The organism is Streptomyces beijiangensis (assembly GCF_017315755.1).
GTDB classification, from domain to species: Bacteria; Actinomycetota; Actinomycetes; order Streptomycetales; family Streptomycetaceae; genus Streptomyces; species Streptomyces beijiangensis.
In genome coordinates this window covers 1-11,129 of the sequence record NZ_JAFLRJ010000391.1, presented here as the reverse complement: position 1 = coordinate 11,129, position 11,129 = coordinate 1, and the positions used below count along the sequence as shown (strand labels likewise).

The 11,129-nt window shown below is 69.1% G+C and carries 5 protein-coding genes and 1 pseudogene; 3 read left to right on the top strand and 3 right to left on the bottom strand.

Annotated elements, in window-relative coordinates; translation table 11 throughout:
• Positions 1–1,079: 1,079 nt before the first annotated feature.
• Positions 1,080–2,221: pseudogene (locus tag J0695_RS32050) on the bottom strand (RNA-guided endonuclease InsQ/TnpB family protein).
• Between the two features lie 410 nt (positions 2,222–2,631).
• On the bottom strand, positions 2,632–3,240 hold the full coding sequence (locus J0695_RS32045) for a TetR/AcrR family transcriptional regulator (protein ID WP_206968056.1): 609 nt from the start codon (positions 3,238–3,240) through the stop codon (positions 2,632–2,634).
• 178 nt (positions 3,241–3,418) lie between these two features.
• Here J0695_RS32045 and J0695_RS32040 point away from each other — a divergent pair, with 178 nt between their 5' ends.
• Together J0695_RS32040 and J0695_RS32035 are read left to right on the top strand one after the other, a co-directional pair.
• Complete coding sequence (locus J0695_RS32040) at positions 3,419–4,303, top strand: ABC transporter permease (protein ID WP_206968054.1); 885 nt, start codon at positions 3,419–3,421, stop codon at positions 4,301–4,303.
• Between the two features lie 67 nt (positions 4,304–4,370).
• On the top strand, positions 4,371–5,135 hold the full coding sequence (locus tag J0695_RS32035) for an ABC transporter ATP-binding protein (protein ID WP_242553463.1): 765 nt from the start codon (positions 4,371–4,373) through the stop codon (positions 5,133–5,135).
• Positions 5,136–5,203: 68 nt separating this feature from the next.
• On the opposite strand, the gene J0695_RS32030 is transcribed toward J0695_RS32035, so the two are convergent.
• Positions 5,204–10,117: an NAD-glutamate dehydrogenase gene (locus tag J0695_RS32030; RefSeq protein ID WP_206968050.1), complete on the bottom strand. Its 4,914-nt coding sequence runs from the start codon at positions 10,115–10,117 to the stop codon at positions 5,204–5,206.
• A gap of 414 nt (positions 10,118–10,531) precedes the next feature.
• On the opposite strand from J0695_RS32030, the gene J0695_RS32025 reads away from it, so the two are divergent.
• Positions 10,532–11,098: a DJ-1/PfpI family protein gene (locus J0695_RS32025; RefSeq protein ID WP_206968047.1), complete on the top strand. Its 567-nt coding sequence runs from the start codon at positions 10,532–10,534 to the stop codon at positions 11,096–11,098.
• Positions 11,099–11,129 lie beyond the last annotated feature (31 nt).

Below are 11,129 nucleotides of genomic sequence, written 5' to 3'. Positions count from 1 at the left end.
GACGGGCGAAGAGGCCCGCGGACCGCCGCCGACCGGACCGTCGCCTACGTCTGCCAACGGCACGACGCCGCCGGGCGCCGCGCCTGCACCGGAAAGCTGGAGCGCACCCTCGCCCGCCACGGCGGCCCGCGCGCCTCTTCGCCCGTCGCGCCTTTCGCGAGCCCGCGCTTCCTGCGGATCTTCGAAGTGCGGCCCGGGTACCCGGTGCTGCTCGCCCCCTTCGTCGCCACCGTCGGCGTGACCTGGGGCGTCTGGGCCGCAGGGCTCTTCGTCACGGTCGCGGGGAGCCTGCTGGTGGTACGGGTGCTGCGCACGCTCGGCGCCCCGCCGGGCATCGCGGTCGCAGGCCAGGGGCTGTACTACGTGCTGCCATCGGGGACCACCGCGATGCGGCCCCTGGCCGAGGGGACCCTGATGGCGCTGACCGTCGCCGTGGTGTGGGGGTGTCTGCTCGCCCTCAGCGGCAGGCGCCGGGGGTTCGCCCTCGCTGCGGCGGGGTTCGCCGCGCTGTTCGCCGTGAAGCACACCCAGACGCTGTTCCTCGGCGGCTGTCTGGCGGCGGCGCTCACCGCGGTCGCGGCGGCCAGGTGGCGTGGTGGCCGCGCGGCGGGCCCCGGGACGACCGGGCTGCTGATGCTGGCGCTCGGCGCGGCGGGCGCCACCGTCCTCGCCGCCGGCGCGCTGGGCTACCCCACGGCGTACGACAGCGTCCAGGATCTGCTCACCGGTCATTACGCCCGCCCCGATCTCGCGCGTCCCTGGCCGGCGCTGGCGCATATGGAGGTGCGGTTCTGGGCCGGCTGGGTGCGGCAGCAGTGCCTGCAGCCGCTACTGCCCGTGCTGCTCGCCGCGGCCGGCTGGGCGGCGTACCGGCGCAGTCCCGTCTTCGCGGCCGTGCTCGCGGCGGCCGCCGCGAGCGGTCTGGTCAACCAGGCCGCCCATCCCGATCCCGCCATCTGGGGCGACCGGCTGATCGTGATGGTGTGGCTGCTGCCGGTCATCGGCCTTCCGCTGCTGGCCGACCGGCTCGGGGCCCATCGATTGAATCCTCCCCTTGCTGAAGCAGGGGGATTCCAGGCTCACGCTGCCTCCCGAGGCGGCGCCTCGGATGGTCTTGTGCGATCGACGCGAGCCGGGTGGAGACCAGCCCGGTGGAGCATGACGCGTGCGGAGTTCTTGTCCCGGGGGGACTCGGCTCCGCACGCGGTGCAGGTGTAGGTGCGCATACCCAGCGGCAGTGCGTGCTTGACTCTCGCCCCGCACTGCGCGCAGCCCATCGTGGTGTACGCGGGGTGGACCAGGTGCACGGTACGTGTGTGCTTGCGGCCCATCTCGATCAGGGCCTGCTTGGTGGCGCCGATGGCGGCATCCGCGGCCTTCTTGGCCATGGTCGACTTGGCGAGGAACTTGGGGCGGAAGTCCTCCACGGCCAGCGCGTCGTGATCGGCCACCACCCGCATGGCCCACTTACGGGCGGTGTCCTGGCGCTGACGGGCAACCTTCTTGTACGCCTTCGCCCGCCCCTGTTTGGCCCGCTGGTAGCCATTCGAGGCGTGGTGGCCCTTCTCCGGTTTACGGCGGGCCATCATGCGGTCATAGCGGGCCAGCTTCGCCTGGGCCTTCTTGCCGTGTTCGGGGTGGGGCAGGTCGTGGGGGTCGGAGGTGGTGGTCGCGGTCTCCTTCACTCCCCAGTCGATCCCGATCACCGCACCCGTCTCCGGCAGCGGCTCCAGGGTGGCGGGGATGACGAAGGAGGCGTACCAGTGGCCAGGCTGTCCTGGTAGACCCGCACCGAGGACGGGGCACCGGGCAACTCGCGTGACCACACCACGCTCAGCGTGATGCCACCCGCAAGGTGCAGCCGACCCTCCTTGAGGCGGAAGCCGCGCTGGGTGTAGTTCAGGCTGGGCAGTGCCTCACGCTTCGTCTTGAACTTCGGCATCCCTGCCCGCCGCGCCACCGGCAGCCGCTCCAGAATATCCTTCTGCGCCTTGGCTCTCGATGTGCCGAAGTCCCGGATGATCTGCTGCTGAGGTACGCAACTGCCCTCGCGCAGCCATCCGGTGCGCTGCCGGGCCGCGGTCAGCATTCGGTCCAGCCCCGCCGGGCCGCAGGTCTGCTTGTCAACGTCCGTGTGCCGGTTTCGGTTGAAGGCGTGGGTCTGCTTCGACTTGGCCACGCACTCGTTCCACACCCACCGGCACCGGTCCCACTCCGCCATCAACTCGGTACGGGCACTGGCCGACACCCGCAGCCGGAACGTGAACCGGGCACACCCCGCTCCCTTCGCACCCTGGAGGCCATGGGTGTCCTTCGTGTCCTGCCACACCACTGTCACCCCCCGCCCCGAATGCCGCGCCCGCATCACGGGCTTGATCACACCGGACCGTAAGCCAGTTCATCGCACGAACGCACCCCCATCACACTCCCGTTCACCCTGTAGGGATCATGCGGGACAGGTGTTCGCCCTGCCCGGCTCCGCCGGGACAGCCATGACAGGCGCTCCGCGCCCGGAACAGGGCAGATGCGGCACCGCTCCGCGCCGCAGCGGCAGGAGTCAATTCCTCCCCGACCTGAAGGTCGGAGCCTCCTCGACAGAATCCGGTGAAGTGCTCGCCAGGGTCCCGCAGTTCAGGCTTTGAGCGCGGCGACCGCGGCCTTGGCCAGGGAGTCCAGGTAGCCCTTGGGCAGGTCGTCCCGTACGACGATGGTCCGCCAGTACAGCGGCCCGATGATCAGCTCGAGGGCGCGCTCGGGGTCGGTCGTCTCCGGCAGGTCTCCGCGCGCCACGGCGTCACGGACCACCGCCGCGGCAAGACCCTGCTGGCTGTCGAGCAGCACTCCCTTGATCGTTTCGGCGATCTCGGGGTTGCGGGCCGCCTCTACCAGCAGGTCCGGGATGACCTGGGAGGCGACGGGGTGGCGCAGGGCGTACGAGGCGACCTCCAGGAGGGCCCGTACATCGCCGTGGAGCGAGCCGGTCGCGGGCGCCGGCATCCCCTGGACGGCGAAGGCCGACACCAGGTCGAGAACCAGGGACAGCTTGGACTTCCAGCGCCGGTAGACGGCCGTCTTGCCGACTCCGGCCCTGCGCGCGATGCCCTCGATCGACATCTTGGAGAAGCCGACCGCCGCCAGTTCCTCGAAGACCGCGACCCTGATGGCGTCCGTCACGTCCTCCCGGAGCACCGCGGCTCCGGCAGGCGTCCTGCGTGCGGCTTTGGGGTCCGTCGTCGTCATGGGCAAGATTTTACTTCACGATGGGACGGTTGCGTTTCGACGCAGGCGAGACTTACTGTCGCCGTGACGACGAAACGGGTCCGTCCCATCGTCGCTGCCCCTGTGGCACCCTGCCCCTGCCCCCCGTCGAAAGTGACCGCCCGTGAGCGTGATGACACCGCCGGCCCCCAGACCGGCCATGGATGCGCAGCCGCCGCAGGACCTGACCGCGTACGCGATCGCCCACGGGCTCGCCGTCAGCGGGGCGCGTCCTTCGCTCGTCTCGTACGTGAAGCAGATCTGGGGCCGACGCCACTTCATCACCACCTTCGCCACCGCCAAGCTGACCGCGCAGTACAGCCAGGCGAAGATGGGCCAGGTCTGGCAGGTCATGACGCCGTTGCTCAACGCGGCCGTCTACTACTTCATCTTCGGCATCCTGATGAACACCAAGCGGGGGATCCCGGACTTCCTGCCCTGGCTGGTCTGCGGAGTCTTCATCTGGAGCTTCACCAGCCAGTCGATCATGGCCGGCACCCGCTCTCTCACCAGCAACATGGGGCTGGTGCGGGCGCTGCACTTCCCGCGGGCCAGCCTCCCCATCGCGTACGCCATCCAGCAGCTCCAGCAGTTGCTCTTCTCCATGGGCGCGCTGGTCGTCATCCTCGCCTTCTGCGGCGAGTACCCGAAGAAGAGCTGGCTGCTGGCGGTCCCGGCCCTGCTCCTGCAGTCCGTCTTCAACACCGGCCTCTCGATGATCATGGCGAGGATCACCAGCAGGGCCCCGGACATCGCCCAGCTGATGCCCTTCATCCTGCGCACCTGGATGTACACCTCGGGTGTCATGTGGTCCATCGACAAGGTCCTCAACAAGGACCACCTGCCGCACCTGGTGGTGCTGGGCCTCCAGTGCAACCCGGCCGCCGTCTACATCGACCTGATGCGCTTCGCCCTCGTCGACAGCTTCACCGCCTCCGACCTGCCCCCGCACGTGTGGATCGTCGCGGTGGTCTGGGCGCTGGTCGCGGGCGTCGGCGGGTTCATCTACTTCTGGAAGGCAGAGGAGAGCTACGGCCGTGGCTGAGACCAGTACAGAGACCCAGGAGACCGGCACGGCCCAGGCAGCCGCCGACCGGGCTCCGACCGTCGACCTGTCGTCGCCGACCGTCGTCTGCGACGACGTCCACATCGTCTACAAGGTCCAGGGCGCGAGCTCGGGCAAGGGGAGCGCCACCTCGGCCCTGAGCCGGCTCATCTCCCGCAAGGAATCCCCCGGCATCCGCAAGGTGCACGCCGTCCGGGGGGTCAGCTTCGTCGCGCACAAGGGCGAGGCGATCGGCCTCATCGGCTCCAACGGCTCTGGGAAATCCACCCTGTTGAAGGCGATCGCGGGCCTCCTCCCGACCGAAAAAGGTAAAATCTTCACCCAGGGCCAGCCCTCGCTCCTTGGCGTGAACGCGGCACTGATGAGCGATCTGACCGGCGAGCGCAATGTCATCCTCGGCGGCCTCGCCATGGGCATGTCCCGCGAGGAGGTGCGCGAGCGCTACCAGGACATCGTCGACTTCTCCGGGATCAACGAGAAGGGCGACTTCATCTCGCTGCCGATGCGCACGTACTCCTCCGGCATGGGCGCGCGGCTCCGCTTCTCCATCGCCGCCGCCAAGAACCACGACGTCCTGATGATCGACGAGGCCCTGGCCACCGGCGACGCCACCTTCCAGCGCCGCAGCCAGCAGCGGATCAGCGAGCTGCGCCAGGAGGCCGGCACGGTCTTCGTCGTCAGCCACAGCAACAGCGCGATCCGGGAGACCTGCGAGCGCGCGATCTGGCTGGAGACCGGCGTGATGCAGATGGACGGTCCGGCCGAGGAAGTCGTCGCCGCCTACGAGAAGCACACCGGCAAGAAGAAGTAGCGAGCGTACGTACGCGAGAGGGGCGCCCACCGACGAGGTGGGCGCCCCTCTTCCGTGCGTGACGACTCCTACACGTGCGTGCGCAGCAGGGTGCGCATCGTCCGCATCGCGACCGACAGGTTCGCCAGGTCGAAGGAGTCCGAGGACTGGATCTCCTCCAGGGTGGAGCGCGAACGGCCCAGGATCGAGGCGTTCTTCTCCTCCCACGCCTTGAAGCGCTGCTCCGGGCTCGATGTCCCGTTGCCCGCCGACAGCACGTCCTGCGTGAGGCCCGCGTGCGCCGCGTACAGGTCCTCACGGATGGAGGCACGGGCCATCGACTGCCAGCGGTCGGCCCGCGGGAGCTCGATGATCCGGTCCATCAGCTTGGTGATCGCCAGCCGGTCGGCGAGGTCGTAGTAGACCTCGGCGACGGCCATCGGGTCCTTCTTCGTACGGTCCGCGATCGCGACGATGTCGAGCGCGGGGAAGGCCGAGGAGAACCCGGCCACCCGCAGCGCCAGCTTCTCCGGGACACCCACCCCGGTGAGCTCCTCGAGGATCCGCTGGTACCACTCCAGATCGGCGCCCTTGAGCATCTTCGGCAGCTCGGACCAGACCTGGGCCACACCCTCCTGGAAGAAGGTGATGGTGTCGGAGAGGTCGAGCGGCTGCGGGCGGTTGCCGAGCAGCCAGCGGGTGCCGCGCTCGACGAGCCGGCGCGAGTGCAGGCGGATACGCGTCTGGATGGCGGCGTCGACCTTGTTGTCGAGCGCCTCCACCTCGTTCCATACGGCGGCGAGCCCGAAGATCTCACGGGCCGCTGTCTGCGCCCGTACGATCTCCTCGATCGACGCCCCCGTCTCCTCCCGCAGACGGTGCAGGAAGGTCGAGCCGCCGGTGTTCACCGCGTCGTTGACCAGCACGGTCGTGATGATCTCGCGGCGCAGCGCATGCCCGTCGATCGCCTCGGGGTAGCGCTCGCGCAGCTGCTTCGGGAAGTAGGCGTGCACGAGCTTCTGCAGATACGGGTCGTCGGGGAGCCCGGTGGCGATCAGCTCGCTGGCGACCGTGATCTTCGTGTACGCGAGGAGCACGGCGAGCTCCGGCTGGCTCAGCCCCTTGCCCGAGCCCAGGAGTTCGCGGATCTGACGGTCGCTGGGCAGGAACTCCAGCGAGCGGTCGAGGTGCTTGTCCCGGCCGAGCCGGCGCATGAAGCGCTGGTGGGCGTGGAGCAGGGAGGGCGACTGGGCGACGGCGTTGGCCAGGGCGGTGTTCTGCGCGTAGTTGTTGCGCAGCACCAGGTGGCCGACCTCGTCGGTCATCTCGGCGAGCAGCTTGTTGCGCTGCTTGACGGTCATGTCCCCGTCCGAGACGAGCGCGTTGAGCAGGATCTTGATGTTCACCTCGTGGTCGGAGGTGTCCACGCCCGCGCTGTTGTCGATGGCGTCGGTGTTGACCTTGCCGCCGGCCCGCGCGAACTCGATGCGGCCGAGCTGGGTCAGGCCCAGGTTGCCGCCCTCGCCGACGATCTTGCAGCGCAGATCCTCGCCGTTGACGCGGATCGCGTCGTTCGCCTTGTCGCCGACATCGGCGTTGGACTCGGTGCTCGACTTCACATACGTACCGATGCCGCCGTTCCACACCAGGTCGACCGGCGACTTGAGGATCGCCTGCATCAGATCGGCGGGGGTCACCTTGGCCGCACCCGACTCGATGCCCAGCGCCTCGCGGATGTGCGCGTTGAGCGGGATCGACTTGGCGCTGCGCGGGTGGATGCCGCCGCCGGACGAGATCAGTTCCTTGCTGTAGTCGGCCCAGGAGGAGCGCGGCATCTCGAAGAGCCGGCGGCGCTCGGCGTACGAGGTGGCCGCGTCCGGGTTCGGGTCGATGAAGATGTGCCGGTGGTCGAAGGCGGCGACCAGGCGGATGTGCTCGCTGAGCAGCATCCCGTTGCCGAAGACGTCGCCCGACATGTCGCCGACACCGACCGCGGTGAAGTCCTCGGTCTGGGAGTCGTGCCCCAGCTCGCGGAAGTGCCGCTCGACGGACTCCCAGGCACCGCGGGCGGTGATGCCCATGCCCTTGTGGTCGTAACCGGCCGAACCGCCGGACGCGAAGGCGTCCCCGAGCCAGAAGTTGTACGACTCGGCAACCTGGTTGGCGATGTCGGAGAAGGTCGCGGTGCCCTTGTCGGCGGCGACGACGAGGTAGGTGTCGTCCTCGTCGTGGCGTACGACGTCGGCGGGCGGCACGACCTCGCCGGCCACCAGGTTGTCGGTGATGTCGAGCAGCGCCGAGATGAACGTCTTGTAGCTGGCGATGCCCTCGGCCAGCCAGGCGTCGCGGTCGACGGACGGATCCGGCAGCTGCTTCGCCACGAATCCGCCCTTGGCGCCGACCGGCACGATGACGGTGTTCTTCACCATCTGCGCCTTGACCAGTCCGAGGATCTCCGTACGGAAGTCCTCGCGCCGGTCGGACCAGCGCAGACCGCCTCGGGCGACCTTGCCGAAGCGCAGGTGCACGCCCTCGACGCGGGGCGAGTAGACCCAGATCTCGAACGCCGGGCGGGGCGCGGGCAGATCGGGGATGGCCTGCGGGTCGAACTTCATCGAGACGTAGGTGTGGTTCTTGCCGCCCGCCGCCTCCTGGAAGAAGTTGGTCCGCAGCGTGGCCTTGATGACGGTGAGGAAGGACCGCAGGATCCGGTCCTCGTCGAGACTCGCCACCTGGTCGAGGGCGCCGTCGAGCTCCTCCAGGAGCCCGTCGGTCAGCTCGGTCCCGGCCCGCTGGCGGTCCGGGGACATCCGCGCCTCGAAGAGCGAGATGAGGAGGCGGGTGGTGTGGACATTCGTACGGAGGGTGTCCTCCATGTAGTCCTGGCTGAAAGTCGACCCGGCCTGGCGCAGGTACTTGGCGTACGCGCGCAGCACCATCGCCTGCCGCCAGTTCAGCCCGGCGCCCAGGACGAGGGAGTTGAAGCCGTCGTTCTCGGCCTCACCGGTCCAGGTCGCGGCGAAGGCCTCCTGGAAGCGCTCGCGCGCGTCGTCGGCGAGATACCCGCCGCCGCCCGTCGGCTTGGGCATCCGCAGCCCGAAGTCGTAGATCCACGCGTGGGTGCGGTCCGCGCAGCGCAGCTCGTAGGGGCGCTCGTCGGTGACCTCGACGCCGAGTCTCTGCAGCACCGGCAGCACGGCCGACAGCGAGACCTGCTCGCCGATCCGGTAGATCTTGAAGCGGCGCTCGCCGGGGGCCGCGCCCACGGGCTCGTACAGGGAGAGCGCGAAGTCGTTGCGCCCCTGGGTGAGCTGCTCCAGGTGGACCAGGTCGGCGACGGCGGAGCGCGGTGAGTGGTCGGCCTTGTAGCCCTCGGGGAAGGCGTGACCGTAGCGGCGCAGCAGGGCAGCCGCGCGCTCCTCGCCGCACTCGGCGTTCAGCGCGTCCGAGAAGCCGTCGGCCCAGGAGCGGGCGGCCTCCACGAGGCGGGCCTCGATGCGGTCGTTGTCGGCCTCGGTGAGCGCGGTGAGCTCGGTGCCGGGCTCGACCCGTACGACGAAGTGCAGCCGGGAGAGGATCGACTCGGTGTTCCAGGCGGTGAAGTCGACGGAGGTGCCGCCGAGCTCCTCCTTGAGGATGTCGATGAGGCGCAGGCGCACACCGGTGGTGTAGCGGTCGCGCGGCAGGTAGATGAGGGCCGAGTAGTAGCGGCCGTACTCGTCCTGGCGCAGGTAGAGCCTGAGGCGGCGGCGCTCCTGGAGGTACATCACCGAGGTGACGACCGACCTGAGCTGGTCGACGGGGGTCTGGAAGATCTCGTCGCGCGGGTACGTCTCGAGGATCTGCAGCAGGTCGCGGCCGTCGTGGCTGTGCGGGGAGACGCCCGCGCCTTCGAGGACCTCGGCGACCTTGCGCCGTACGACGGGAACGCGGCGCACCGACTCGGTGTACGCGGCCGAGGAGAAGAGCCCCAGGAAGCGGCGCTCGCCGACGACGTTCCCCTGCTCGTCGAACTTCTTCACGCCGACGTAGTCGAGGTAGCTGGGGCGGTGCACGGTCGCCCGGCTGTTGGCCTTGGTGAGGACCAGCAGCTTGTGCTCGCGCGCCTTTGCGCGGGCGTCGGCGGGCAGCCGGCTGAAGGAGGGCGAGACGGGGTGCGCGTCGTCCTCGTGGTGCTGGGGATCGGAGCGCAGGATCCCGAGCCCGGTGCCGGGAACGGCGGCCAGCGCGTCGTCCTTGGTGAGCTGGTACTCCCGGTAGCCGAGGAAGGTGAAGTGATCGGCGGCCAGCCAGCGCAGCAGCTCGCGGGCCTCCTCGACCTCCTGGACGCGCAGGTCGTCGGCGGTCGGCTCGGCGGGGAGCTCCTCGGCGATGCGCAGGGCGGCATCGCGCATCTTGTCCCAGTCCTCGACCGTCTCGCGTACGTCGGAGAGGACCCGGAGCAGGTCGGCGGTGATCTGCTTCAGGTCGGCGCGGTCGGTCTCGCGGTCGATCTCGACGTGGATCCAGGACTCGACGACGGTGTCGTGGCTGTCGGGGACCTTCTCGCCCTGCCCCAGGGCCTCGATGAGCTTGCCGGTGAGGTCACGCCGGACGACGACCTGCGGGTGGATGACGACATGAATGCCGCGGCCCTGCCGGGAGAGCTCATTGGTCACGGAGTCGACCAGGAACGGCATGTCGTCCGTCACGACCTCGACGACGGAGTGGCTGCAGGTCCAGCCGTTCTCCTCGACGGTCGGCGTGTGGACGCGGACGCTGGCGGTTCCCTGCGGCCGGTTCTCGGCCAGCCGGTAGTGCGAGAGCGCTGCGCCGAAGACATCGACCGGGTCTCGGTCGCTGAGGTCCTCGGGGGCGGTGTGCAGGTAGTAGCGCTGGAGATAGGCGAGCACGGTGTCCTGGTCGGACCCGCCGGGAAGTTGTCCCCCGGCTGGGCTGTTCTCAGCTACCAGTGCCGCCCGTGCGAGCAGTTCGGCCTTGGCTTCGTCCAGCTTGGTCTGCATGTCCTCTGGCTCCTGTCGCGCGCCGTTGCGTGACGTAGGGGAAGGGTGCGACACGACGCCACGACGCGGGGTTTCCGGTCGATGTCGACGTTATGCCGCGATGAGAGATGCCCGTACCGTTATTGGCCATTTTCGGCGTCCGGTCGGGGAGAAGGGATGCAGCGATCGCCCGGGCACGGTAGTGCTCCGGGCGCAGGGCAGGGGCGTCAATGCCCCCGCTGGATATCGCGCTGATCACGGCACCAGGCTATCCCCCTCGGACTGCGAGCCGTCATGGGCCATATCTGTACAAATGAAGGGCCTGAACTCTGCCACTCTGGACAAAGACTCCGGCGGTCCACCGGCACCCTTGGCAAACGGCCCGTACGGATGCACGTTGACCAGGACGACACAGCCGAAGGGGAGCGTGCAGCCATGGCAGCGAAGATCCTGATGGTCACCGGGGACGCGGCGGAATCACTGGAGGTCCTGTACCCGTACCAGCGCCTGCGCGAGGAGGGTTACGAGGTCCATATCGCGGCCCCCACCCGCAAGACGCTCCGGTTCGTGGTGCACGACTTCGAGGCCGGCTTCGACACGTACACCGAGAAGCCCGGCTACTCGTTCCCCGCCGACCTGGCCTTCTCGGAAGTCGACCCGGGGCAGTACGCCGCTCTGGTGATTCCGGGCGGCCGGGCGCCTGAGTACCTGCGCAACGACCCGGAACTCCGCAAGATCCTCAAGTCCTTCTTCGACACCGACAAGCCGGTGGCCCAGATCTGCCACGGCCCCCTGCTGACGGCGGCCGTCGGCGCCCTGACGGGCCGCAGGGTGACCGCGTACCCGGCGCTGGAACTGGACATGGAGGCGGCGGGGGCGGTGTTCCAGGACGCGGAGGCGGTGGTGGACGGCACGCTGGTCTCGGCAAGGGCATGGCCGGACCACTCGGCCTGGATGCGCGAATTCCTGACAGTCCTCAGGGCCAAGGCTCCGGTGACGTAACCCGCACTTCCAAGCTCACGCCGGGCAAAAT

Coding starts and splice junctions, on each gene's coding strand:
- J0695_RS32045 (WP_206968056.1), bottom strand. CDS start 3,240: ATGACGACGACGGACCCCAAAGCCGCACGCAGGACGCCTGCCGGAGCC.
- J0695_RS32040 (WP_206968054.1), top strand. CDS start 3,419: ATGGATGCGCAGCCGCCGCAGGACCTGACCGCGTACGCGATCGCCCAC.
- J0695_RS32030 (WP_206968050.1), bottom strand. CDS start 10,117: ATGCAGACCAAGCTGGACGAAGCCAAGGCCGAACTGCTCGCACGGGCG.
- J0695_RS32025 (WP_206968047.1), top strand. CDS start 10,532: ATGGCAGCGAAGATCCTGATGGTCACCGGGGACGCGGCGGAATCACTG.